This window comes from Pseudomonas sp. NFACC16-2 (assembly GCF_900119205.1).
GTDB classification, from domain to species: Bacteria; Pseudomonadota; Gammaproteobacteria; order Pseudomonadales; family Pseudomonadaceae; genus Aquipseudomonas; species Aquipseudomonas fluorescens_Q.
In genome coordinates this window covers 37877-64482 of record NZ_FPIX01000028.1, presented here as the reverse complement: position 1 = coordinate 64482, position 26606 = coordinate 37877, and the positions used below count along the sequence as shown (strand labels likewise).

The window sequence follows — 26606 nt, the reverse complement described above, 5'->3', positions numbered from 1 at the left end:
GTTATGAAACCCATAGGTTCAGCCCCGCGGCTAGCGATGGCAGGCGCTCTGGTGTTCTGCCAGGCAACCTTCGCCCATGGCCCCGTCTTCGATTGCTACATCGAGAGCGATAACCAGGTGAAGTGCGAGGCAGGCTTCACCGATGGCAGCTCGGCCGCCGGCAGGAAAATCCATGTCCAGGACCCGAGCAACAAGGTGCTGCTCGAAGGCGAGGTTGGCAAGGACAACGCCTACAGGTTCCGCCCCCCCGCCGGAAACTACTCCGTGGTATTCCTCGGTGGCGCCGGCCATGAAATCACGATTCAGTCTTCCGACATTTCAAGGTAAAAGCGACCATGACGTTCAAACGAAAACTGCTCCAAGCCCTTGCCGCTACGACGCTTACTGGCTTGGCCGGCGCGGCACAGGCCCATTTCCAGATGCTCTATCTCGAGGAAACGGCGCTGCAGCGCGCAGAAAAACTCGAGTTCGCTCTGGTGTTTACCCATCCCTTCTCCGGCGGCCCCACCATGGACATGGGTACACCTCGCGCCTTCAGCCACACGAGCTCCCACGGTGAGGAAAAAATCGATCTGCGCAAATACTTACGCCCCGTCGAGTGGCAGAGTCGCGACAACCGAACGACAGCCTATCGTGCCTCGATTCCACGGGAGTTGGTGCGCTCACTGGGTGACCATATCTTCGTCCTCGAACCCGAGCCTTACCTGGAGACCGAGGAAGATGTCTATATCCAACAGTTCGCCAAGCTCATCGTGAACGTCGGTGGAGTCCCGAGTAACTGGGCAGAACCACAAGGGTTGCCGGTGGAGATCCAGCCATTGAACAAGCCTTACGCAAACTGGACCGGCGGCGTGTTCCGCGCCGTGGTGCTGGCCGATGGCAAGCCGGTTCCGTTCGCCGAAGTCGAAATCGAATACGTCAACCATTACGTTGATCTCGAGAAAAACGCCTTCGGCCAGCAAGACTATGTCACAGCCCCCCAAGCGTCATTCAAAGCCCAGAGCACCTACGCGGACGCCCAAGGTATCGTGACCATCGGCCTGCCCCGGGCGGGCTGGTGGGGCATTGCCGCGCTCGACATCGGTGCGACGAAAACCTACAAGGGCAAACCCCTGTCGCAAGACGCAGTGCTGTGGGTGCAGGCCAGGGACATGAAGTGACGACACGCGGCAGATCCCAAGGCTCACCCTCGGATGTCTACCGGTGAACCTTGGCCCTACCTTCAGCACCTGCGACAAACAAGAAGGCCAGCGCCAGGGCAACTTCGACCAGCACCGCCGGCAAGATGCCCGATTCAACATTGCCCATGACCCATTCGACCAGCCCCAGCAACGCCAGCAGCGAGCACGTAGTGACGAACCCCGCCACCACGGCGGTTCGTCCTGGCGACGGCGGCGCATTGCGGGACAACAGCAGCGCAACCCCAATGCCCGCGTAGAGCGGTGCCGCACGCCGGCCTACCAACCCCGAGACACCGCCATCGAAAACCACACCCCAATTGGCCAGCAACGCGGCCGGCGCGAACAACCAGATGGCCGCCAACACAAAAAACAACAGTGCCGAAAAAATCGTCAGGTAGCGGAAGGCGCGGGAAGCGTTGTTCATGCGTTCACGTCCACGACAGTGCGCCCACGCACCTGACCTTCCAGTACCCGAGCGGCAACGGCCGGCACCTCTGCCAAGCCAACCATCTGGATGGTGCGGGTCAGCTTGCTCAAATCAAGGTCCTGGGCGAGTCGCGACCATGCCTGCAGGCGCACCGCTTGCGCAGCGTTGACCGAATCGATACCGGCCAGGGTCACGTTGCGCAGGATGAAGGGCAGTACCGAGCCAGGCAGATCCGAGCCCTGAGCCAGGCCGAAGGCAGCGACAACGCCGCGATATTGGGTCTGTGCCAAAGCATTGGCCAAGGTGTGACTGCCCACCGAATCAATGACGCCAGCCCAGCGTTCCTTGGCGATCGGTGCGCCCGGCTGCGACAAGGTGTTGCGGTCGATAACCTGCGTCGCACCAAGGTCGCGCAGGTAGTCACCCTCCTCCAGCCGTCCGGTCGAGGCGATCACTCGATAGCCCAGGCCCGACAGCAGTGCGATAGCCACCGAGCCGGCGCCACCGTTGGCGCCGGTGACCAGGATATCGCCTCGATCAGGGGTCAGCCCGCCATGCTCCAATGCCAGGACGCTGAGCATCGCCGTGTAGCCCGCCGTGCCGATGGCCATGGCCGCCTGGGTCGAGAATACTTCCGGGATCTTTACCAGCCAGTCACCGCTCACCCGCGCCTTCTGCGCAAAGCCACCGTGGTGGGTCTGGCTCAGCCCCCAGCCGTTGACCAGCACACGGTCACCGGCCTCGAACCCCGGGTGGCTGGACGTCTCGACGATACCGGCGAAGTCGATGCCCGGAATCAACGGAAACTGGCGAATGACGGGGGAGCGTCCGCTGAGGGCCATGGCGTCCTTGTAGTTCACGGTCGAGAACTCGATCGCGACAGTGACGTCACCGGGCATCAGGTCCTCGTCCTTGAAGTCAACCAGCTGGGTCGAGATCGCTTCACCGGTTTTGGTCGTGAGCAGCGCTTTGAATGTCATGGTTTTTGTCCTGTTCGTTCAAACGGATCGTCATCGCTGCCCTGCAGATGCAACAAACACGGCAACGGGTAGGGCCAGGCCGAGTCAGTGTGCCTGAGAAGGTCGCTTGGTTTCGAGCTGCAACGCCCTGCGGATGCCCATGTCCAGCAAGCGCGCCGGGGCAAAGCTGCGCATGAACTGCAACTGGCCGGCCGCTTTGCCAGCGGTATAACGCAACTTCGGATACTCGGCACGCGCGACCTGGAGTACCACCTCAGCCACCACGTCGGGGCCGTCGGCGGTCGCCATGGCCTGGTTCACCACTTTCGTCACCGTTGTCCGAATGTCTTCGTACACGTCGAGCTTGGCATCGGGTTGGAGGTTGTTGTTCTCGAATTGAGTCTTGGTATAGCCGGGCTCGACGACGGTGACCCTGATGCCGTGGGTACGCAATTCGTGATCCAGCGCTTGCGAATAACCTTCCACCGCATGCTTGCTGGCTGAATAGAGGGCCGCGTAAGGAACAGGCACGACGCCGAGGATCGAGCCGATGTTGATGATGCGGCCAGCACCCTGGCGGCGCATGTGCGGCACCACCGCGCGCGTCATGCGTACGATGCCGAGGAAGTTGGTATCGAAAAGGGCCTTGGCCTGCTCGACGGAACTCTCCTCCGCTGCTGCGGGCGCGATGCCGAAACCGGCATTGTTGACCAGCAGATCAATGCGCCCCTCCAACGTCAGCAACTCGTGAATGGCCGCTTCGACGCTGGCATCGTCGGTAACATCGAGCACCAACAGTGGAAACCCCCGCTGCCCCGCCTGCCCCGTCTGCCCGCCTCGTCGGCTGGTGCCGTAGACGCGGTAGCCTGCGGCCACGAGCTTGTGTGCAATGGCTTCCCCGATACCGGACGAAGCGCCGGTCACTAACGCTACGCGTTTGTTGATCATCATGAATGTCCTTCCGGTTATCGACGTTATCCGGTCAGAGATCGCAACTGTGGTCCTGGATCATCGACTGGCCGACTTATGATGATGACCATAATCGTAACGGTCAATGCTTTTGATGCTGATCAACATCAATAATGCCGACGGCAGCGCTGCTCCAGCACTTGAATGAATCAGTGCGCATGAAATCAAGGAATCAATAAGGCAGTCGACGAACGCGTGGCGAGGACGCTTGTTCGCACGTGAACGGAAACGGTTCCGGGCCCTGAATTCTTTCCCACAGGGCCCGAAATCGTTATATCAAGCGATCAGGTCATTGGCAGCGAGGGTATTGACACCCACCAGCTGGATTTCAAAATCCGCCCCCAGGTCGCCGTTGACATTGCCATACAGCACCTGATCGACGAAGCGCAGTTGTCCTGCAGCCGTGAAGTCATTCGAATCGATGAAGCTGAACGAATCGGCAAACGCAGTCAGGAGATTTGCATCCAGCTTCGACAGGTCCAGCTTGTCGCCCTGCAGGCTGCTGAAGTCGGAAATGGAGTCACGGTTAAAACCTGTGCCCAGCTCACCCAGCGTATTGAAAACAAAACGGTCGCTTCCGGTTCCGCCGGTGAGGCTGTCACTGCCCAGGCCGCCGATCAGTGTGTCATTGCCCGCCCCGCCATCCAACACGTTACGCCCGGCGTTGCCGATCAGCACGTTGTCCAGGTCGTTACCGATCCCTATGAAAGCAGTGCCCGTCAGCGTGAGATTCTCCAGATTGGCCCCCAGGATCCAGCCAACCGAGGAACGCACGGTATCGATTTCACTGCCCAGGACAGTGGTTTCGCTGATGACATCGCTGAGGTTGTCGACCACGTAGGTATCGTTGCCGGTTCCGCCAATGAGGGTATCGATACCGCTGCCGCCGTCCAGTGTGTCGTTGCCTGCCCCACCACTCAATACGTTGTTGCCGGTGTTGCCGATCAGTACGTTGTTCAGGGCGTTGCCGTTGCCATTGAGGTTGGCGCTGCCGGTCAGCGTAAGGTTCTCCAGATTGGCCCCCAGATTCCAACTCAGGGAGGAGCGCACGGTATCGATTTCACCGGCCAGGGTACTGGTTTCGCTGATGACATCATTGAGGTTGTCGACCACGTAGGTGTCGTTGCCAATACCACCAATCAAGGTATCGGCACCCACACCACCATCAAGGACATCGTTGCCCGCCCCGCCCTGGAGGTTGTTCACGGAGGCGTTGCCCAGCAGGCTGTTATTCAGCTCGTTGCCAACCACCGTGAACGCCCCGATGCCGTTCAGGACAACGTTTTCGACGTTGCGCAGATTGCTCAGGTTCAGGTTGACGACGTTGCTCGACGAACTGGAGGCGTAAGTGACGATCAGGCCGTCACTGCCCTGATTGAGACTCTCTTGTACCAGGACCAATTCATCGGCCCGATCGAGCACATAGGTGTCATTCCCCGCCCCACCGATCAGGGTGTCCCGCCCGGCGCCGCCGTTCAGCACGTTATTGCCAGCGTTGCCGGTCAGCACATTGTTCAGCGCGTTGCCGGTGCCATTGAGATGAGCGGAACCGGTCAGGGTGAGGTTTTCCAGGTTGGCGCCCAGGGCCCAGTTCACCGAAGAACGCACAGTATCGATTTCGCTGGCCAGGACGGTGGTTTCGCTGACGATATCCTTGAGGTTGTCGACCACGTAGGTGTCGTTGCCGGTACCGCCAACCAGGGTATCGATACCGCCGGCCCCATCCAGTGTGTCGCTGCCAGCACCACCATTCAGCACATTGTTGCCGGCGTTGCCGATCAGCACGTTGCCCAGGGCGTTGCCAGTACCGTTGAGCAGGGCGGAACCGGTCAGGATGAGGTTTTCCAGATTCGCGCCCAAGGTCCAGGTCACCGAGGAGCGCACAGTATCGATTTCGCCGGCCAGGGTGCTGGTTTCGCTGACGACATCCTTGAGGTTGTCGACCACGTAGGTGTCGTTGCCGGTACCGCCAACAAGGGTATCGATACCGCTGCTGCCGTCCAATGTGTCGCTGCCTGCTCCACCACTCAGTACGTTGTTGCCGGCGTTGCCGATCAGTACGTTGTTCAGGGCATTGCCGTTGCCATTGAGGTGGGCGCTGCCGATCAGCGTGAGGTTCTCCAGATTGGCTCCCAGGGTCCAATTCAGGGACGAGCGCACGGTATCGATTTCGCCAGCCAGGGTACTGGTTTCGCTGACGATGTCCTTGAGGTTGTCGACCACGTAGGTGTCGTTGCCAATACCACCAATCAAGGTATCGGCACCCACACCACCATCAAGGACGTCGTTGCCCGCCCCACCCTGGAGGTTGTTCACGGAGGCGTTGCCCAGCAGGCTGTTATTCAGCTCGTTGCCAACCACCGTGAACGCCCCGGTGCCGCTCAGGACCGCGTTTTCGACGTTGCGCAGATTGCTCAGGTTCAGGTTGACGACGCTGCTCGACGAACTGGCGGCGTAGGTCACGATCAGGCCATCACTGCCCTGATTGACACTCTCTTGTACCAGGACCAATTCATCAGCCCGATCGAGCACATAGGTGTCATTCCCCGCGCCACCGATCAGGGTGTCCCGCCCGGCGCCGCCGTTCAGCACGTTGTTGCCAGCGTTGCCGGTCAGCACATTGTTCAGCGCGTTGCCGGTGCCATTGAGATGAGCGGAACCGGTCAGGGTGAGGTTTTCCAGGTTGGCACCCAGGGCCCAGTTCACCGAGGAACGCACGGTGTCGATTTCACTGGCAAGGGTACTGGTTTCGCTGACGACATCCTTGAGGTTGTCGACCACGTAAGTGTCGTTACCGGCACCGCCAACCAAGGTATCGATACCGCCGCCGCCATCCAGGGTATTGGCGCCGGCGTTGCCATTGATGCGGTTGTTCAACGTGTTGCCCGTGCCGTTGAGATTGGCAGTTGAGCTCAGCGTCAGGATCTCGATGTTGGCACCCAGGGTGTAACTGACGGACGAGGTGACAGTGTCAATTTCGCTGGCCAGGGTGCTGCTTTCCTGCACCTTGTCACCGATATTATCGACAACGTAAGTGTCGTTGCCCGCTCCACCGATCATCGTATCCTTGCCGGCACGACCGTTCAGAAAGTTGGCCAATGCATTGCCGATCAATGTGTCGTCATTGGCCGAGCCGACCGCGTTTTCAATTTTGGCCCCGTAGGCGATCGCCAATCCTTCATTGAAGGCCGTCTGGGTGTCGAGTTTCAGAAAGGTTTGGCCGATCTTGCTGAACTGGCCTTCGTTCAGGTTGATGCGCACCGCTGCCAGCTGATTGCTTGCATCGATCGTGTCGTTGCCGCCTGCGTCCCAGATCGTCTCGAAAACCGATTGGCCGACGGCCCAACTGTAGGTGTTGTTACCTGTCTGCCACTGGGTGTTTGCGCCATAGAGACTCTGGATGGCGGCAATATCCAACAACATGGGCGTGGTTGGCTGATAGGAGTAAGCGGTGTTGTAGCTCATGATCGTGTAACGGACGTCGTCGAACGGAGCGGAGAGCACCGTGGAGTTCGACGAGCTCGGGGAAAACGGATGTTTCAGGCCCAGGGCGTGACCGATCTCATGCGTGAACACCAAGTAATCGTAGGTGCCCTTGGCAGGCGCTGGGTTGTTCGTGACTGGCCCCAGCCAGACATCACCGGCGCTGGGGGTATTACCAGGAAAATAGCCCCAGGCAGCGGTGTCATCATCCATGTACAGGTAACCGCCGAATCGCAAGTCACCAACGTTGCTGGCCGTCTCGCTCACCTGTTGGAATTTGATGTTGGCAACCGAACTCCATGTGCCTAGCGCACTGACAATGCCATTCTTCTGCGCCGACGAGAGGACGTAGCCGGCTTCATATTCATTTTCGCTGCTGTAGTCGCTGGCGAAATACGAACTCATGGTCATGAAGCTGTACGTCAGGGACGTGGTGAACGCTCCCGTGCTCGTATTTCCAGCCCAATAAGTGCCGTAAAGCAAACTGTTGACCTGTGTGTTGCCGGTCAGTTTTGCGTACGAAATGGATGAGTAACCTAACGGACTGGGCATGTGTGCTTCCTGTGGGCTAGCTGCGGACCTTCCTGGGATGCGGCCGCTACATAGTGGGTATTTTGCATGAGAAACAAGGGAATTGATATCACTTAGCCACTGCTTTTTGAGCCAGAATCCGACGACGATGGCGCAACCAGCCATTCATTAGCCTGGCGAATATCCCCATCTCCCAATCTTCCGCTCCAGCGATGCAGCACCAGCAAGCTGGTCACGAACTTGTATTGGGACTGATAGAAATCACGCCGTGCACGAAATTCGTCCTTGATACTGTCCAGCACATCGACTGCATTCTTGACGCCATAGCCGAAGGCTTTTTCCGTGGCGACCCGAGACTTTTCAGCCGATTCCAGGGCACGCCGCGTAGCCTTGATCCGGCTGAGCTCGGCCGTCATGCCGAGATAAGCAGTGCGGGTTTCCTTGATGACCTGGCGACGCAAGGCTTCCAGCTCCTGCTGGGCGGCTTCCTTGTCACTTTCGGAACTCGATACCCGGGCACGGGTGGAACCGCCGCTGTAGAGCGGCATCTGTAAATCCAGGGAGGCAACGAGGTTGTCCGAGCGAGGCGTCACGGCGCCTTCATAGCCAATGTCACTGCGCTGCGCCGTCAAATTCAGGCCCAGCCGAGGAAGATGCCCTGCCTTGTTTTCAGCGATGGCCGCCTCGGCGGCGCGAACACTGTGCTCCCGGGCGTGCAGCGCCGGGTTGCTGTCGAGCGCCGTCTGGACCCAGTAGTCCTGCGCTTGCGCTGGCAGGCTGAAGGCTGGATTGTCGCCGATGCGCTTGAACCGCTCGCTGACATCGCGCCCCACCAGTTCGGAAATCGCTTCACGACTGACCAGGACTTTGTTGCTGGCTTCGATCTCGTCAGCCTTGAGCGCATCCACTCGCGCCTCAAGGTCGAGTGTGTCGGTCACCATCGCCATCTGCCGCGCGTACAAGGCCTTGACTCGCTTGAGGTTACGTTCGGTCGCCTCCAGCTCGCTGCGCACCAGCGACAACTCGTCCTCCGCAGCAAGAACAGCGAAATAACGCTCGGACAAATCAATGCTGGCCTGCACCCGCGTATCGACCGACTCGTAGCCACTCTGCCGGGCCAACTCAATGTACTTCTGGTAACTGCGCCAGACCTGCGGATCGTAGATCACCTGATTGAGCACCACGGCCATGCGCTTGCCGTTGTACTGGATACGGTTCAGGTCGTCGTCGCGCCGGCTGCGGTTGACACTGCCGCTGGCGTTGAGCTGTGGCAATAATTGACCAAAGGCCGCGCGCTCCTTGCCCTCGCCGCTTCGAACCAGGGCTTGTGCCCGCAGGACACGCGGATCAGCGCCCTGCGCTTCCTGGTGCAATTGCCACAGGTCGACATAAGTCTCATCAGCGAGCGCTCCCAGCGGCATGAGGGCCAGGCACATCGTGATCAGGAACTTCATCTCAGTCCTCGATCAACGAACGGGCGAACACATTGCTCGCCGGCTGTATCAAGTATTGCAACAGCGTTCGCGCGCCCGTATTGACCAGCACTTCGACCGGCATTCCCGGCACCAGGGTAAGGTTGCCCAATGCCTGGCGCCCTTTGTCCGTCAAGGCCACGCGTGCCAGGTAATAAGCCGTGCCTGTGTCCTTGTTGATCAGACGGTCGGCGGAAATCTGCACCAGCTGCCCCTCGATGACGGGCGTGGTGCTGCTCTTGAACGCGCTGAAGCGAATGTCCGCCAGCTTGCCCAACGCGATGCGGTCGATGTCCATCGGCGACACCTGCGCCTCGATGATCAGCTCTTCGTTCGCCGGAACGATGTCCAGCAGCGCAGTGCCTGGGCTGACCACGGCGCCGAGGGTATGGACCGTCATGCCCATGACCATTCCGGACTCGGGCGCGAGGATATCGGTACGTTGATCGCGGTCCTGCAGGGTGGCCAGTCGCTCGCGCAGTTCGTACACTTTGGTCCGTGCATCGCCCAACAGGCCGGCGACTTCGCTGGCGAAGGTCTTTTTCAACTGCAGTATCTTCAACCTCGCCTCGTCGATATGGACGTGCGCTTGCGCAATCTCGGACTGGCTTTCAGCTATTTCGGTTTGCAGGCGAGAGAGGCTGCGCTCCTGCTCGCGCAGTCGCTGTTTGTCCACGTAGCCTTCGGCAAGCAGAGCCCGCAAATCGACGATTTCTTCTTGATAGGAAGCCGCCAGCGCTTGCTTGCTGGCGATGATGGCCTTGAATCCGCGAATCTGTTCTTCGATTTGTCCGATGGTCTTCTCTTGCAAGCCGATTTCGCCCAGCAACGAGGTCCGTCGGGTCTGGAAGATCCGGGCCTCACTGTCGCGGGCTTCTTGCACCCGTGGGTCCTCGGGATCCAGGGCAGGCACCGCCAGAGGCTCGGGCAATGCGTCACGCTCAGCCTCCAACCGGGCCTGCAATTGAAGCGCGGCAATCAACTGGCTGCGCATCGTTTCCATTTCCGAACGGGCCTGGGTGTTGTCGAGCACCAGCAACACATCGCCGGTTTTGACCTGGTCACCATCATGCACGCGCAGTTCGCGCACGATGCCGCCTTCAAGGTGCTGCACCGTCTTGCGATAGCTTTTGACCGTGACCACGCCCGGCGCGAGTGCCGAGCTGTCGAGCGGGGCCAACGCAGCCCAGCCACCGAACAGGCCGAAGGTGACCAGCAGCATGAGGTAGCCGACGCGCCTTACCGGCGTGTCATCGACAAGCAACGCGGTGGACGAATGTTTGCTGTTTTGCATGAAATCGCTTATCCGCTTCCTACGGTTGAATCGCGGCAGCCTGGCGGGCCGCGGGTGTCGCATCGCGCAAGCGGGCCAGGACCGGGTCCCGCGGCCCGAACAGACTCAGTTCGCCATGATTGAGCACCAACAATTTATCCACCTGCGCCAATACCCCAGGTCGATGGGTAATGACAAACACCGTGGCCCTGCTTTGCTTGAGCCTTTGCAGCGCCTCGGCGAGCATTTTTTCGCCGGCCTCATCCAGGTTGGAGTTGGGTTCATCGAGCACCACCAGGCGCGGCTCACCGTACAAGGCGCGCGCCAGGCCGATACGTTGCCGCTGACCGCCGGACAATCCACCGCCATTGGCGCCGATCAGAGTGTCGTAGCCATCGGGCAATTGCAGCACCAGCTCATGCACGCCCGCCATGCGCGCGGCAGCGACCACGGCAGGTGCGTTCACCGGGCCGAAGCGGGAAATGTTCTGGCTGATGGTGCCCTCGAACAACTCGATGTCCTGCGGCAGATAGCCGATGTACGGGCCCAACTCCTCCCTACGCCATTGGCTGATGTCCGCGCCATCCAGGCGTACGGTGCCGGCCAGGCTTGGCCAGACGCCGAGCAGTGCCCTGGCCAGGGTCGACTTCCCAGCGCCGCTGGGACCAATGATGCCCACTGCTTCACCCGCGGCGACCTGAAAGCCCACGCCGCGAATAATCGGCTTGCGAGCATCGGGGGATCCGGCCGAAAGGCCCTCGACGCGAATCGCCCCCTCAGGTGCCGGTAGCGACATGCGTTCAGGCTCGGCGGCAATCTTGAGTAGCAATTCGTGCAGCCGGGCATATTGCGAGCGGGCGCCCAGAAAGCCTTTCCATACGCCGATCAACTGATCGATGGGCGCCAACGCGCGCCCGAGCAAAATCGAGCCGGCAATCATCAGCCCGGACGAAATCTCGTGATTGATCGTCAGATAGGCGCCCAGGCCCAGCACCAGCGACTGGACGATCTGCCGGAATGTCCTGGACACCGATGTCATGGTTGCGGCGCGGTCACTGGCCAGGCTTTGCAGCGCAAGGACCTTGTGGGCTCGCCCACTCCAGTGCTGGCGCAGGCTGGCAAGCATGCCCATGGATTGCACCACTTCGGCGTTGCGCAAGCTCTTGTTGGTGAGGGCGGTGGCCGCCACCTGTTCGCGGTTGGCAGCTTGCAGCGGTGAGTGGGTAAGCTTTTCGTTGGCAAAGGCCAGTGCGCCGAGCAACGCTGCACTCACGACCCCCATCCAGCCGTACCAAGGATGAAACATGAACATGACAGCCAGGTAGATCGGGATCCACGGCGCGTCAAAAAAGGCAAACAGGCCGTTGCCAGTCAGGAACTGGCGCAAACCATTCAGGTCGCTCAAAGGCTGGGCCGTGGCATTCATGCCACTGGTATTGAGCGCCTGCTTGAAACTGGCGTCGAACAGACGCTGGCTCAGCAGCGTGTCCAGGCGAGTACTGATCCGCACCATGATTCGCGAACGGACCCATTCCAAACCACCCATGGTGATCATCAACAGCAACATGATCAGCGTCAGCATCAACAGCGTCGACAGGCTGGCGCTGCCTACCGCGCGGTCATACACCTGCAGCATGTAGAACGAAGGAACCAACATCAGCAAGTTGACGAAAAAACTGAAAAAACCAACGGCAAGAAAACTACCTTTGCAGACGGCAAGGGCGCCTTCCAGTTCGGTCCTGGCGTGGGCTGACATGGTTCATCACCTGAGGTCCGATTCTGGTCAAACCTGAAAAATCACAAGGGCACAGGCGCGCGAACGCCTGGAATATCGTTCGGCGGGACACCACTGGAGCGCCCGCACAATCGGATCTACCGCGCTGTATCGGCACGGTTTTGCAGTTCTTAAGGGAAAATCGAAATTGGCGTGACGGGTGATACGCCACGCGCAATGGCCCTTCGCGATGGGCGACACCAGATTAAATACTCAAGCCTCAGCCTCCCAACGACGAAACAACACACTGGCATTGACGCCACCGAACCCGAACCCATTGGAAAGCGCATGGGTCATCGGCATCTTCCTGGCCTTCAGGCCAACCAGATCAAGCCCAGCGGCGGCTTCGTCAGGATTAACCAGGTTCAGGGTCGGCGGCACGATCTGGTCACGCAGCGCCAATACCGTGAAAACGGCTTCAATGCCCCCGGCCGCGCCGAGCAGGTGGCCGGTAGCCGATTTAGTCGAGGTAATCGCCACCCCGGAGTCGGTGCCGAACACCGAACGAATCGCCGCCAGCTCGCCGCTGTCGCCGACCTGAGTAGAGGTCGCGTGGGCATTGATATGCTGCACCTCGGCCGGGCTGACAGCGGCCTGGCGCAGCGCCTGCTCCATTGCGCGGCGGGCGCCGTTGCCGTCTTCCGGGCCGGCCGTCAGGTGGTAGGCATCGGCACTGGTGCCATAGCCGACCAGTTCCGCCAGGGGCTTGGCCCCACGCGCCAACGCGTGTTCCAGCGACTCGATCACCAGCAACCCCGCGCCTTCGGCCATGACAAAGCCGTCGCGATCACGGTCGAAGGGGCGCGACGCTTCCTGCGGGCGGTCGGCAAAACCGGTAGAGAGCGCCCTGGCCGCCGCGAAACAACCCAGGGTCACGCGATCGATCGCCGCCTCGGTACCGCCGCAAATGGCAATGTCCGCCTCCCCGCTCCGGATCAGCCGGGCCGCATCGCCGATGGCCTGGACGCCGGCGGCACAGGCAGTTACCGGTGCGCCGAGCGGGCCTTTGAGGCCATGCCGGATGGACACGTGGCCGGCCGCCATGTTGGCGAGAAACGCCGGTGCAGAGAATGGTGACAGCCGACGCGGCCCCCGCGAGTCGGTGGTGCGTACGGCATCGGCAATGGCGCCAAACCCACCCACGCCCGATGAAATGATCGTCGCGGTCCGTTCCTGGTCGACGGCGTCAGTCGGATGCCAGCCCGCCTGCTCCAGGGCCTCATGGGCGGCCACCAGCGCAAACTCGATGAAACGATCCATTTTCTTGCGATCCTTGGGCGGGATGACGCGCTCGGGATCGTAGCCAGCGCTGGCGTCTTCCTCCAACGACGGCACCTGGCCGCCTACGGCCACACCGGTACCCTCGGTGATATCACCAGGCAGGATACGAATGCCAGAGTGCCCGGCCAGCAACCGCTGCCATACCTCTTCTACACCGCAACCCAGGGGGCCGACAATGCCAACCCCTGTGACAACGATTCGTTTTTGACCTTCGGGAGTACTCATAAGAACCTCTTCATTTCTCGGTCGTCGCTCACGAACACTCGCTTATATCAGCCGTACTGTTTCAATTGGAGCAGGCTGGCCGGGACGGATCTTGAACCAGATGGAATACATCGCTGGCAGGAACACCAGGGTCATGAGGGTGCCGACGAAGGTACCGCCGATCAGCGTGTAGGCCAACGTACCCCAGAACACCGAGTGCGTCAGGGGAATGAACGCCAGGATCGCCGCCAGCGCCGTCAACAGCACGGGGCGGGCCCGCTGTACGGTGGCTTCGATGACAGCATTGAACGGATCCAGCCCTTCTTGGGCGTTGTGATGGATCTGCCCGATCAGGATCAGCGTGTTGCGCATCAGGATGCCCGACAGTGCGATCAGCCCGACCAGGGCATTGATGCCGAACGGCTGTTGGAATATCAGCAGCATAGGCACCACGCCAATCAGCCCCAAGGGCGCGGTTAAGAACACCATGAGCATCGCCGAGATCGAACGCACCTGGACAATGATGATCAGCAGCGTCAGCGCCACCATGATCGGCAGCAGGGGCAGGATTGCTTGGTTGGCCTTGCCCGATTCCTCAATCGCCCCTGCCTGCTCGATCCGGTAGCCGTCAGGAAGCGTGTCGAGGATCGGCTGCAATAACGCGAGCATCGCGCTCGATACGTCTGGTGGCTGCAAGCCTTCGGCGACGTCGCCGCGCACGGTGATGGTCGGCGTACGATCACGCCGCCGAAGGATCGGATCCTCCATGCGTACATCCACCTCGCCGACCTGGGACAGCGGGATACGCTGCCCGGCGGCCCCTACCAGCGTAAAACCTTCGATCCGGGCGGGGTCAAGACGGATGTCACCGGCGGCTCGACCAACCACCTGCACCGAACGGATGTCCTCACGAACCGCCGTGATCGGCACCCCGGCCAGCAGGAATTGCAGTTGCTCGGCGACGGCACTGGATGTCAGTCCGACCGCCTGCAGGCGATCCTGATCCAGGTTGAAATGCAGCGTCGGCACCAGCGGACCCCAATCGGTGTTGACCGTCCTCATCATCGGGCTGGCTTGCATGACGTCCTGTACGCGTGCGGCAATCTCCCGCAGTTTCGTCGGATCAGGCCCCATCACGCGGTAGGCCACCGGAAACGGTGAATACGGACCGAACACAATCTGGGTCGCCCTGACACGGGCCTCTGGGGCAAGCCCTGCGGCAACCGCTTCGCGAAGACGGAACTTGAGGGTTTCCCGTGCCTCCTGGCTGTCCGTCAGCACGACGATCTTGGCGAACGACGGATCTGGCAGTTCTGGCGCCATTGCCAGGAAGAAACGCGGCGCGCCCTGTCCGATATAGGCGGTGACGATTTTCGCTTGCGCCTGTTTTTGCAGCCAGGCTTCGACCTTGGCCGTGGCGGCGCTGGTCTGCTCGATGGAAGTTCCATAGGGCATTTGCACCTCGACCATGACCTCGGGACGGTCTGAAGTCGGAAAGAACTGTTTTTTCACCAGGCCCATGCCCAGGACGGCCACGACGAACAGCGTGATCACCGTGCCTGCCACCAGCCATTTGTGGCTGATAACCCGCGTCAGGACCTGGCGGAAGCGATTGTAGTGACGGGTGTTGTAAATGGCGGCATGTCCGCCTTCGACCGGTTTGATGTCCGGCAACATTTTCACCCCAAGGTAAGGGGTAAAAGCCACCGCGACCACCCAGGAGGCGATCAGGGCAATGCCCACGATCCAGAACATGTTGCTGGTGTACTCGCCAGCGGTCGATTGGGCAAAACCGTTGGGCATGAAGCCAATCGCCGTCACCAGCGTACCGGACAGCATCGGTGCGGCCGTGTGACTCCAGGCATAGGCGGAGGCTTTGATCCGGTCGTAGCCCTCCTCCATTTTCACCACCATCATTTCGATCGCGATAATCGCGTCGTCCACCAACAACCCTAGCGCCAGGATCAGCGACCCCAAGGTGATCCGGTCAAAGTTCTTTCCGGTAGCCGCCATCACCACGAACACGATGGCCAGTGTCAACGGTACGGCCGCTGCGACCACAACGCCTACACGCCAGCCCATGCTGAGAAAGCACACGAGCATCACAACCAGCAGCGCGACAAAAAACTTGACCATGAACTCGCCGACGGCCGAATCGATGTTCACGGCCTGATCGGTCACCTTGGTCAGCGTCATGCCCAGTGGCATGTCTTCATTGATCTTGCTCGTCTCGGCATCGAGCGCCTTGCCCAGATCGAGGCCGTTCCAACCCTCGCGCATGATCACGCCCAGCAACAACGCCTCTTCGCCGTTGTTGCGCACCAGGAAGGTAGCCGGATCTTCATAGCCACGTTCAACCGTCGCCACGTCCGAGAGCTTCAACGTGCGTCCCTGGATTACCAACGGCGTGTCGCGGATTTTCTCCAAGGTATCGAAGGCCCCTTCCACCCGCAGGAAAACCTGTGGCCCTTTGGTTTCGATGGAGCCGGCGGGCGTCAGTACGTTCTGGCTGTTCAGTGCGGCGAAGATGTCCTGGGGGGAGACCCCCAAGGTCGCCAGCCGGTCATGGGAAAAGGAAATGAAAATGCGCTCGGCCTGTTCGCCGATGATGTTGACCTTCTTCACCCCCGCCACATGCAACAGGCGCTGGCGCAACACCTCGGCATCACGCACCAGCAGGCGCTGCGGCTCACCCTTGGCCTTGAGGGCAAACAGCGCAAACGTCACGTCCGAGTACTCGTCGTTGACCAGTGGCCCGATCACACCCGCCGGCAGCTTGGTGGCTTCGTCGTCGAGCTTCTTGCGCGCCTGGTAGAACTCTTCCTGCACCTGTGAAGGCGGCGTGCGGTCCAGCAGCGAAACCATAGTGAAAGCCAGACCGGGACGAGTGTAAGTTTCCGAGCGGTCGTACCATTTCAACTCCTGCAGGCGTTTTTCCAAGGGCTCGGCGACCTGGTCCTGCATCTCCTGCGCTGTCGCGCCCGGCCACGCAGTAATGACGGTCAGTTGCTTGACCGTGAACGGCGGATCCTCCGCGCGGCCAAGCTTGAAGAACGCCAAGGTCCCGGCGACGGCGATCAGGAAAATCAGAAATACCGTGATGGCGCGCTCGCGCACGGCGAGCGCCGAAAGATTGAAGCTCATTGGCGGGTCCCCGCGACGTTCACATCGCCCGGTGCAAGCAGCCGGACGGGCTCGCCTTCACGCAGCAGATGTGCACCCAGGCCGACAATCCGCTCACCAACGTTGAGACGGCCTGCAACGCGCGCCGCGTCGTCGCTCAAGCCCAAGACCTGGACGGGACGCCAAGTCACTTTTGCCGGCTCGCCGTCGATGACCCACACGCCAGTGCCATTGCCGGGGTCGTACAGCGCCGCAATCGGCACTTGCAGCACCGGCCCTTGGGCCACGCCCTCGGCGATACGCAGCGTGACGGTCGAGCCCAGCGGTGCATTAGCCAGGGCGCCCTCCAGGACATAGCGCGCTTCAAAGGTACGGGTCACCCGATCAGCCGAATCAGAAAGCAGCCTGAGCTTGGCGGTGACCGCCCCACTGGTGTTGCCATACAACGTCGCTTGGGCGCTGGACCCGACAGCTGGCCGCAGGGTCTCGGGCAGTTGCACGACGGCTTCGCGCTGCCCGGCTCGCGCCAGTCGGACCACCGGTTGACCCGGACTGATGACTTGCCCCGGCTCGGCGAGCGTTTCCATCACCACACCATCGGCGTCGGCGAGGAGCACCGCATAGCCGGACGCATTGCGGGCCACGTCGGCTTGCGCCTCGGCGGCGCTGAGCTGCGCCTTCGCGGTATCGGCGGCGGCCTTGATCTGGTCATAGCCCGACGCCGAAATCGCCCCGGCGGCCACCAGTTCGCGATATCGAGCTTCATCGTCCGCGGTCTGCTTGGCCCGGGCGCGCGCGGCCATGACAGCCTCTTGCTGGGCTCGCGCCTGCAAGCCCAGGTCGATGGGGTCCAGACGCATCAGCGGCTGGCCTTTCTTGACCGCCTGACCGGCATCCACCAACCGCTCCAGGACCTTGCCTGACACACGAAAACCCAGGTCGCTCTGGACGCGGGCCGCCACGACGCCGGTGAAAGAGCGAGCGCCGACGGAGGCCCCCTGCACCTTGGCAACCCTCACCAGAGGAGCAAGCGTGCGCGGATCGGTGGCAGTGGATGTGTCGCCGCACGCCGTGAGGACAAGAGGCAACAGGCAAGCGGCAAGGGTGACAGGTCGGAGCCGGAGCATAGGTTCCCTTTACTGGACAGAGGTTTGGGAACTCATTCTTGCGCTCGTGACCAATTCTGTCAATGGTCACCAATTGAAGTTTTGTTCCTGGCCCTGTTAGCTTGCGAATAATCCCCAGTAAATAAAGGGCCTTGGATCCACAGAGCGAACTTCACAACCAATTGACAGACTGTGACCATTCTATAATATGGTCACAAATGTCGATCCCGAGGAAACCGCAATGCCACCCCTCCGCCCCCTTGCTTTATTAGTAAGCGTCAGCTTGATGGCCGGCTGCGCGGTCGGTCCGGACTATCAGCGTCCCAACGCTGTCCTGTCGGATCGTTTCCTGGGCCAGTCTTCTGTCGAGCAAAGGAGCGGTGCAACACAGGCCAGCCTCACCACCTGGTGGGAGGGGTTTGGCGACCCGGTGCTGAGCGACTTTATCGCCAAAGCCCTGGAGCAGAACCTTGACCTCGCCCAGGCGTCGGCGCGCGTTGCTCAGGCGCGGGCCGGCCTTGGTGCAGCCGACGCCGCCCTGTTGCCCTCGGGAAATATCAGTGGCCAGGCCGCACGCGCCTATCAATCCGTCGAGACGCCGCAGGGCCAATTGCTCAACTCGAACCCTGGCTTTGATCGGTACGGGAACAGCTACGAGCTGGACCTTGGCGCGAGCTGGGAACTGGATGTCTTTGGTGGCCTGCGACGCGGACGCGAAGCTGCATTGGCCGAATACCAGGCCTCCGAGGCCGGAGCCGCGGCGACAAGGCTGGCCGTCGCCGCGCAGACCGCTGACATCTACATCACCCTGCGCGGCTTGCAAGCGCGGCTGGACATTGCGAACCACCAAGTCAAGACCCAGCAGGACCTGCTGGAAAAAGTCCAGTTGCTCTACAGCAAAGGGCTCGCCGCCAGCTATCAGGTCCGCCAGACCGAGGGTGAACTTGCCCAGGTCCAGGCAACGGTACCGGTCCTGCAAACCGGGCTGGATGCCGCCATGAATGCGCTGGATGTCATGCTCGGCACGCCGCCAGGTACCCACCGCCTGCAACTGACCGAGACGGGTAGCATCCCCCTGCCCCCACAAATCAGCGAGATGGGTACGCCGGCTGATCTACTGCGCCGCCGGCCAGACCTCATAGTCGCCGAGCGCCGTCTCGCCGCCTCCAATGCCCGTATCGGTGAAGCCGTCGCCGAGTACTATCCAAAATTTTCCCTCAGCGCGTTGCTCGGCAGCGCCACTGCGGTCTCTGCCGGGCACCTTTTCTCCGGCGGCGCCAGCCAGGCGTCGGGCGCGCTGGGACTGCGCTGGAGGCTGTTCGATTTTGGCCGGATCAACGCCCAGATCGACCAGGCCAAGGGACAGGAAGCCGAAGCACTGGCTGCTTATCGCCAGTCCGCGTTACGCGCCACCGAGGATGTCGAGAATGCCTTCTCCGCCCTGGTCAACCGAGAAGCCCAGGCCACGACACTCACCGCAGGCGAAGCGTCATTGAGCGAGGCGCGTCGATCATCCTTTATTGCCTATCAGAAAGGCACGGCCAGCCTGATCGATGTGCTCAACGCCGACGAGACGCTGCTCCAGGCATCCGATGCCCGGGCACAAGCACGGACGGAATCGGCACGGGCGGCGGTCGCAGCATTCAGGGCCCTCGGTGGCGGCTGGCAAGCGCCACAGCCACCGCAGCCGGTAGCGAGCCGATGATCTGACATGAACACCAGGCCCTGATCGCGAGCAAGTTCCCACAGGGTCAGTCCACCCCGTGGGAGCCTGCTCGCGATCAGGCAATCAACGCTATTTTCAATCTTTACAACCGGAGTCCAGCCACATGAAAACCAACGAGAATTCCTGGGTGCTCATCACGGGCGCTTCGAGCGGCTTTGGCGAGGAGTTCGCCCGGCAATACGCAGCGCAGGGAAAATCCCTCGTTCTGGTAGCCCGCAGGCTGGACAAACTGGAAGCGCTGTCAAAAGAACTGCGCGAGCGTTTCGGCACCGAGGTGATCACCGAACAAGTCGACCTGTCGTCGATTCCGGCAGTCATCGAACTGCACAAGCGGCTGGTTCAACAGGGTATTGCGGTCGATGTGCTCATCAACAACGCCGGCCATGGATTGCAGGGCCCGTTCCTGGACCACGCCATTGACCAATCCCTGGCAATGATCGATCTGGACATCGCCAGCCTGACCATCATGACTCGCCTCTTTGCCCAGGACATGCGCATCCGCCGCCGCGGCCACATCTTGCAGGTCGCCAGCTTGCTTTCCTATCAAGGCGTGAAAAATTTCGCGGTTTATTCAGCGGCCAAGGCCTACGTGCTTCGCTTCTCCGAGGCGCTGCACCAGGAACTCAAGGGCGACGGTGTCGTCGTGACCGCGCTGTGCCCAGGCATGTCGGATACCGGGTTTGCGCAGAGTGCCAACCAGACCCTCACGCCAGCGCTGAAAATGGTGATGATGCAACCCCAACCAGTGGTTCGCGCAGGCATCCGCGCGCTGCAAGCCGGGCGCATGAGTGTGGTGCCCGGCTTCGGCAACAAGGCGCTCACGGTGTTGACCTGGGCCACGCCACGCCGATTTCACCAGCGTCTCATGGCGAATGTCATGGGGGTATGAATGCTATGCGGCGAAGGACCGGGAGCTGCAAGGGCTCCCGGCACACGCCTATTGGCCTAGAAGCGATAACTGACTGAAGTGCCAAAGCCGCTGGCACTGTTCCGGTATTTGGAACTGTATGCGCCACGGGTCGACGAGGTTTCGTTGATGTGCACGCTCTCTTCCTGCAAGTAGGAGTAAGCCACGTCGATCGTCACATCTTCCACCGGCGTCCAGCCGGCACCGAAGCTGAGCACCGTACGGTCGCCGGTTGGTATCCGAGGCCCACGGTTGGTGTTGTTGGCGGGCGACTGGTCGACCGACAAGCCCGCGCGCAGGACCCATTGATCGTTGAGTTTATACGCGGCACCGATGGCATGGGCCCAAGTGTCGTGCCAGTTCTGCTCTTCGCTGATGGTGCCAAGTTGGCCGCTCAGCAGCGCAGGCAAGCCGGAGTTCTCGATGGTCAGCTCCTTGAAGCGACTCCAGCGCGTCCAGGTGCTTCCCAGGTAAAGGGTCCAGTCATCATTGAGCTGGTGAGTCACCGAGAAGTCCACGGACTCCGGGAGATCCACATCCAGCGATGCGTCATAGCTGCGGCCGCTTACCCCTAAAACACTGAAAATCCCGCCAGAGAGCTTGGACTTGGCGTCCAGGTGATAACTGACCTTGGAGTGATAGGTCAGCCCCAGGCGGGTCTGATCGGTCGCCTGCACCAGGATGCCGGCGTTGAAGCCCAGCGCCGTATCGTCGCCGTTGCTTTTCAGTTTCCCGTCGTTACTGCCGGGGCTCAGAGGATTGGGCACCATCCCGGAGATCTCACCGCTGATCCGGTTGATGGTCGGACCGAACCCGATCGACACCTTGTCGTTGAAGGCATAGCTGACGGTAGGCTGGAAGGTCAGCGTCGTCACTTCGCTTTTGTTGCCGTAATAACGCCCGGCAAAGTCGCTTCCATAATCGGTGATCAAACCAAACGGTACATAGAAACCAACACCGACGGCCCAGTGCTCATCAACGGGCTTGACGTAGTACCCCATCGGTATCGTGGTGGTCGGCACCATGTCACCGTCTTCCTGGCCGCCGAAGGTGCTGCGGGTCTGGCTGATATCACTTTTGGCAAACAGCGTCGCAGCGCCGATGCTGACCTGCTCCTTCTTCAAGCGAGACATGCCCGCCGGGTTGCCAAAGACGGTGCTGGCATCTTCCGCTGAAGAGGAACGGCCGGCGAAACCCGACCCCATTGCGCTGACGCTCTGTTCGTTAAGGGCAAAGCCGCTTGCGAACACCTGGGAAGTTGCAAGCGCAACGGCGAGCCCCAAGGGGGCCTTGAGCAAGATTTTTTTCATTATTAGAACTCTAGGAACATTCGCTTAGGTATGGAACAGTGTTTTTGTACTAGGTAAAAATCGCTACGGTCTGGCGCGCCCAAAGTACTCGCCGACCGCTTTCGTCCCAGATCTCCATATCCTGTAGCGAGTAGCCTTCCAAGGCTTGCTGACTGAAAGAACTGATGAGGAACCATTCGCCGTTAACGGCGGGCTGCGGCAGATCGATCGTCCATGACGCCGAACTAATGGCTGCCGGCGTCGTGAAGCAGGTCATGGCGGCGGGCGGCAGACTGTCAGCCAGTGCAATCAATGCCACGGCCGGGTCCACCCCCTGAGCATCCAAATGACGGACCCACATCAATAATTCAGGATTTTCCGCGCCGGACACCGGCAGCGAACCGCCCGCGGGGCGCATTTCGAAGTTGAAGGCGCAGGCGGGCGCAATGCTGTTGTCCAGCTCCAGCGTGGCGCATCGCGACGGCCCCTCTACCAACGGACATCCCCACGCCTCATGGGTAATCCTGCTGGCTCGTGGTTGGGCGAACAGCAAGGTCGTGCGCAACGCCAGCTCATCACCGGACTTACAGTCGACCGACACCGAAGTCACGGACCGCCCTTCGCGCAACACGCTTTTGTCGAACGTCTGGGATTGCGTGACCGGCCCTATGAATGAAACCTGCGCAGACTTGAACGGCGGAAAACCCTGCGGGCGTTCGCGCAGAACAGTTTCCAACGACAACGCCGCCGAAAGACCACCGAAGATCGTCCGGCCCTGCTGCCAATTGGCTGGAGCAACAAACGGCACGCTCGGATCAAACTGCGCCAGCACCTGAGCAAAACTGGTCATTTAGACGTCCTCCGACGGCCTGAACGTGAACCCGCAGAAGCATCACTTTAAAGTCGACGCCATACTTGTTCATGTGACCATTATTGTCAATAGTCACTCATTAGGCAAAAAGAGACCACCCGGTCAGGTACAACCCGAATGCAAGGAAGTCGATTCTGAATCGGGACGACTGCTCGTCGCAGCCGTCCCTCAGGCATCAGGGCATCAGGCTACGCAGGATGAGGTTGGCGGTGAGCGTCGGCGCCACCTCGACATGATCGAGGCTGTACTGCAGCAATAGAGGATTGACGAAAGGCCGAAGGGTCAGGTGTATCGCTTCGACGGTTTCATCCAAGGGCGTCTTGCGTTCGAACTCACCGCTTTCGCGCCCTTCCCGTACGACCTGCACCACGAATTGCTTGATCCGTGCGTCATACACCTGGGAGCTGGGCCAGTGTTCCGACGCGGAGAATGCGGCAATGTCGTAGAGCTTGCGATCATTGAAGAACAGGTCGACCCCCGTGGTAATCAGGGTCTTGACCAGGCGGCGAAAGCGCTCGGTCGAGGAGAGCCCTTCCTCGCCGATGGCCTCCTCCACGGCCGCAACGATCTTCGCAAGACAGCCGGAGCAAATGGCTTCGCCAATCGCCTGCTTGGAATCGAAGAACTTGTAGATGTAAGCCTTGGAAAAGCCGATGGCCTTGGCCAGGTCAGACACGGTGGTCTTGGCGTAGCCGTATTGACTGAAATGCTCTTTGGCCGCCGCGACAATCTGGTCGCGAATGTCATGATCGGCTGGGCCGCGAGTGCTGGGCGAAGGTGATGTTGGCTGATTCATGGGAGCAGCTTACGCATCCCTGCGAGGGAAGACAACTTGTGACCACCTATGAATATGGTCACAAAACAGCCGTCCGTCCGTTACATGCACCTTGCTCCCTCGCCACAAGGGCTCCGATTGGTCCGTATCATTTGGCAAAAAGCTGACTCATATCCTTGAACGCCTTGAATTCAAGGGCATTGCCACAAGGATCGAACAGGAACATCGTGGCTTGTTCGCCAACCTGCCCTTTGAAGCGCACGTAAGGTTCAATCACAAACTCCGTGCCGAAAGATCTCAATCGTCCGGCCAGTGCCTCCCACGCCTCCCAAGCCAAAACAACACCAAAGTGCGGGACCGGCACATCGTGCCCGTCCACCGGATTGCTCTGGGCGCTTTCCTGGAAAGCGGTCTTGGGTTGCTCATGAATCACCAGTTGGTGACCGTAGAAATTGAAGTCGACCCACTGACTGCTGGAACGGCCTTCTTCCAGGCCAAACACTTCACGGTAGAACGTACGGGCGGCGGCAAGATCGTAGACCGGAATCGCCAGGTGGAATGGAGAAAGGCTCATCGAGAATCCTCTTAACGTGTGAGGTTGGGCCATCGTAGCGCCGCGCTTGCGGCAAGAAAACCCTACAGACCGTGTCCAAGCGATACCGGGAGCGACGAGTTTTCGCGGCAGGCTCATGCACCGCAGGTCCGTCGTGCAGGTACACATCCAAATTAGCCGCTTTAGCCGAGCAAATGATCTATACCTTCAGAAGCACACAGTCAGACCAAGGCGGCACTGACGTGATGGGATGGAACGGTTGTGGCGAATCCTGCTGGATCGCTGCATCATGCGCCGCATCATATAAAGAAGCTGGCCTGTAGACGTTGTTTCCGGCGCCTCGTACACCGGAATTGGCGCCCCCCTTTCAATGCCTGAAGTATCGTCCATGAGCCCGACTACACGCGTTTTGAACGCATCAACCAAAGCGCTTTACCGGCTTTGTCTGTTACTGCCGCTGCTGGCGAGCCATGAGGCGAGCGCTGAATCTCCGATCATTGAACTGCACATTCTCGACGCACCGCCGCTGACGTTCGTCAACGACCCCAGGGGCCACGGAATCGTCGGCGATGTCGCCGTGGCGGCCATGACCAGGGCCGGGTATACCGTAAAGGTCCATGTGCTTCCCTGGGCACGAGCACAAAAACATGTCAGTGAAGAACATGACCACTTGATCACACCACTCTCGCGCATCCCCACCCGTGAGGATCGCTTCACCTGGATCGCTTCGATCATGCCCATGGAGCGTGCTTTTTTCAGTCTTGAGCGGCGGGTGAGCAGCTTCGCCCAAGCGAAGGAAACCTACCGCAAGATCGGCGTCGGCCTGGGCAGCGCACAGGAAGATATCCTGCGCAGCGAGGGCTTCAGCGATGAACAGATCTATCCGCTGGCCATTGGTGACAATCCCGCCCAGATGCTGTTGATGGGGCGCATCGATGCGTGGTTCAACGGTGTACCGGAGAGTCGATACATCTGGCCGAAGGTGTCTGAACGCAAACTGCTCATGAGCTCGGTCGGCAGCAGCGCCGATCTATACCTGGCCTGCTCCAAGCAATGCTCGCCAACAATGGTCGAGGATTTGCGCGAGGCGGTTGAAGCGCTTCGCGCGGATGGGACGGTCAAGCATATCCATGACCTCTATTTGCCGCAGTAGGCTGTGGCGAGGGGATTTATCCCCGCTGGGCTGTGCAGCAGCCCCAAAGGCAGGGTGCAACCAACCTGAGATGACGCGGTGGCTGGATTCAGGGTTGCTTCGCAACCCAGCGGGGATAAATCCCCTCGCCACATGCAGTTCAACATCGAATGAATAGCATCGCTGGACTAGAGCCCTCATCGATGGCTTATATCATTCTGAATGATAGTTACCTTTGCTTCATTCGATTCGTTCCTCTGCCTTGCGCCACGCATCATCCGCCCATTCTCAATACATTGGCGGATGCTATCCATGGAACATTCACTTTCAAAACTGCGTTTTCCCCTCGCGCTGCTGGCGGTGCTGGTGATGAGCGCCTGCGGCAAGACTCCCGACACGGCAGCGTCCATGCCGCCGGCCAAAGTCAGTGTGGCCAAGGTATTGGAGCAACCTGTCAACGAATGGGATGAGTTCACCGGACGCCTTGAAGCGCCGGAAACCGTCGAGATCCGCCCACGGGTTTCCGGGCAGATCGACGAAGTGGCCTTCACCGAAGGCGCGCTGGTCAAGAAAGGCGACCTGTTGTTCCAGATCGACCCACGCCCTTTCCAGGCTGAAGTACGTCGTCTCGAAGCCCAACTGGCCCAGGCCCGCGCCACCGCCACCCGCAGCGAAAACGAAGCCCAGCGTGGCGAACGCCTGCGCTTGAGCAACGCCATTTCCGCCGAACTGGCAGACTCGCGCACCAGCGCCGCCCAGGAAGCCCGCGCCGCCGCCGCGGCCATCCAGGCGCAACTGGACCTGGCCAAGCTGAACCTGAGCTTCACCCGGGTGACCTCGCCCATCAGCGGTCGCGTCAGCCGGGCAGCCATCACCGCCGGCAACCTGGTGACCGCCGACGTCACCCCGCTGACCAGCGTGGTCTCCACGGACAAGGTCTACGCCTACTTCGACGCCGACGAACGTGTCTTCCTCAAGTACACCCAACTTGCCCGCCAGGGCCAGCGCGGCCAGGCCACGCCGGTCTACATGGGCCTGTCCAACGAAGACGGCAATCCGCACCTGGGCCAAATGAACTTCGTCGACAACCAAGTCAATCCGCAGACCGGCACCATCCGTGGTCGCGCCGTGTTCGACAACAAGGACGGCGCCTATACCCCAGGCCTCTATGCCCGTCTGAAGCTGGTGGGCAGCGGTACTTACGCCGCCGTGCTGATCAACGACGAAGCCGTCGGCACCGACCTGGGCAAGAAATTCGTGCTGGTGATGGACGCCGAGAACAAGCCGGCCTACCGCGCCGTCGAGCTGGGTCCGAAAATCGAAGGCCTGCGTATCGTGCGCAGCGGCCTGAGCAAGAACGACACCATCATCGTCAAGGGGCTGCAACGGGCTCGTCCGGGCGCACCGGTCACGCCTGAAACCGTGCCGATGGCCAGCGACGAAACCATCGCCGCCCTGGCACAACAACGTAAAGCGCTCGAAGCCAGCAACCTGCCCCAAGTCGCGCCATCCAAGGACGCGTCAGGGACGGCTGGCAAATTGGCCGCTGCGACCCCACGCGGTTAAGGGA

20 protein-coding genes are annotated in these 26606 nt (G+C 60.6%); 6 read left to right on the top strand and 14 right to left on the bottom strand.

What is annotated here, in order from left to right:
* Positions 1–36 precede the first annotated feature (36 nt).
* Complete coding sequence (locus tag BT116_RS20870) at positions 37–327, top strand: hypothetical protein (protein WP_256572552.1); 291 nt, start codon at positions 37–39, stop codon at positions 325–327.
* 8 nt (positions 328–335) lie between these two features.
* The gene (locus BT116_RS20865) at positions 336–1160 is read left to right on the top strand and encodes a DUF4198 domain-containing protein (protein WP_072346841.1); all 825 of its coding nucleotides are present in this window, start codon (positions 336–338) and stop codon (positions 1158–1160) included.
* 37 nt (positions 1161–1197) lie between these two features.
* Here BT116_RS20865 and BT116_RS20860 read toward each other — a convergent pair whose 3' ends face one another.
* The 10 genes from BT116_RS20860 to BT116_RS20815 form a co-directional block, all read right to left on the bottom strand.
* Positions 1198–1605: a hypothetical protein gene (locus BT116_RS20860; RefSeq protein ID WP_072346839.1), complete on the bottom strand. Its 408-nt coding sequence runs from the start codon at positions 1603–1605 to the stop codon at positions 1198–1200.
* A complete protein-coding gene (locus BT116_RS20855) occupies positions 1602–2588 on the bottom strand; it encodes an acrylyl-CoA reductase (NADPH) (RefSeq protein WP_072346837.1) in 987 nt (328 codons plus the stop codon). The genes BT116_RS20860 and BT116_RS20855 overlap by 4 nt, the downstream gene beginning before the upstream one ends.
* A gap of 84 nt (positions 2589–2672) precedes the next feature.
* Positions 2673–3515, bottom strand: a complete 843-nt coding sequence (locus BT116_RS20850; RefSeq protein WP_072346835.1) for an oxidoreductase — start codon at positions 3513–3515, stop codon at positions 2673–2675.
* Positions 3516–3812: 297 nt separating this feature from the next.
* Positions 3813–7571 (bottom strand): M10 family metallopeptidase C-terminal domain-containing protein, encoded by a 3759-nt coding sequence (locus BT116_RS20845; protein ID WP_072346833.1) that lies wholly within the window; start codon positions 7569–7571, stop codon positions 3813–3815.
* Positions 7572–7663: 92 nt separating this feature from the next.
* Positions 7664–9004 carry a TolC family protein gene (locus BT116_RS20840; protein WP_072346831.1) on the bottom strand — a complete coding sequence of 447 codons (1341 nt, stop codon included), beginning with the start codon at positions 9002–9004 and terminating at the stop codon, positions 7664–7666.
* A gap of 1 nt (position 9005) precedes the next feature.
* Positions 9006–10316, bottom strand: coding sequence for an HlyD family type I secretion periplasmic adaptor subunit (locus BT116_RS20835; RefSeq protein WP_072346829.1), 1311 nt, complete (start codon positions 10314–10316; stop codon positions 9006–9008).
* A gap of 19 nt (positions 10317–10335) precedes the next feature.
* The gene (locus BT116_RS20830; protein ID WP_072346827.1) at positions 10336–12051 is read right to left on the bottom strand and encodes a type I secretion system permease/ATPase; all 1716 of its coding nucleotides are present in this window, start codon (positions 12049–12051) and stop codon (positions 10336–10338) included.
* A gap of 231 nt (positions 12052–12282) precedes the next feature.
* On the bottom strand, positions 12283–13575 hold the full coding sequence (fabF, locus tag BT116_RS20825; RefSeq protein WP_072346825.1) for a beta-ketoacyl-ACP synthase II: 1293 nt from the start codon (positions 13573–13575) through the stop codon (positions 12283–12285).
* A gap of 42 nt (positions 13576–13617) precedes the next feature.
* Entirely contained in the window at positions 13618–16698 is a 3081-nt protein-coding gene (locus tag BT116_RS20820; protein WP_072346823.1) for an efflux RND transporter permease subunit, read from the bottom strand.
* A complete protein-coding gene (locus BT116_RS20815; protein ID WP_072346821.1) occupies positions 16695–17804 on the bottom strand; it encodes an efflux RND transporter periplasmic adaptor subunit in 1110 nt (369 codons plus the stop codon). Before BT116_RS20815 ends, BT116_RS20820 begins: the two co-directional genes overlap by 4 nt.
* A 220-nt stretch (positions 17805–18024) precedes the next feature.
* Between BT116_RS20815 and BT116_RS20810 the strand changes: the two genes are divergently transcribed.
* Positions 18025–19488 (top strand): efflux transporter outer membrane subunit, encoded by a 1464-nt coding sequence (locus BT116_RS20810; RefSeq protein ID WP_072346819.1) that lies wholly within the window; start codon positions 18025–18027, stop codon positions 19486–19488.
* 124 nt (positions 19489–19612) lie between these two features.
* On the top strand, positions 19613–20398 hold the full coding sequence (locus tag BT116_RS20805; protein WP_072346817.1) for an SDR family NAD(P)-dependent oxidoreductase: 786 nt from the start codon (positions 19613–19615) through the stop codon (positions 20396–20398).
* 56 nt (positions 20399–20454) lie between these two features.
* On the opposite strand, the gene BT116_RS20800 is transcribed toward BT116_RS20805, so the two are convergent.
* The 4 genes from BT116_RS20800 to BT116_RS20785 form a co-directional block, all read right to left on the bottom strand.
* Complete coding sequence (locus BT116_RS20800) at positions 20455–21726, bottom strand: OmpP1/FadL family transporter (protein WP_072346815.1); 1272 nt, start codon at positions 21724–21726, stop codon at positions 20455–20457.
* A gap of 49 nt (positions 21727–21775) precedes the next feature.
* Entirely contained in the window at positions 21776–22555 is a 780-nt protein-coding gene (locus tag BT116_RS20795) for a thioesterase family protein (RefSeq protein WP_072346813.1), read from the bottom strand.
* A gap of 196 nt (positions 22556–22751) precedes the next feature.
* The gene (locus BT116_RS20790; RefSeq protein WP_072346811.1) at positions 22752–23372 is read right to left on the bottom strand and encodes a TetR/AcrR family transcriptional regulator; all 621 of its coding nucleotides are present in this window, start codon (positions 23370–23372) and stop codon (positions 22752–22754) included.
* 127 nt (positions 23373–23499) lie between these two features.
* Positions 23500–23925: a VOC family protein gene (locus BT116_RS20785; protein ID WP_072346809.1), complete on the bottom strand. Its 426-nt coding sequence runs from the start codon at positions 23923–23925 to the stop codon at positions 23500–23502.
* A gap of 367 nt (positions 23926–24292) precedes the next feature.
* On the opposite strand from BT116_RS20785, the gene BT116_RS20780 reads away from it, so the two are divergent.
* A complete protein-coding gene (locus BT116_RS20780; RefSeq protein ID WP_072346807.1) occupies positions 24293–25057 on the top strand; it encodes a substrate-binding periplasmic protein in 765 nt (254 codons plus the stop codon).
* A gap of 291 nt (positions 25058–25348) precedes the next feature.
* Entirely contained in the window at positions 25349–26602 is a 1254-nt protein-coding gene (gene mexE, locus BT116_RS20775; RefSeq protein ID WP_072346805.1) for a multidrug efflux RND transporter periplasmic adaptor subunit MexE, read from the top strand.
* Positions 26603–26606 lie beyond the last annotated feature (4 nt).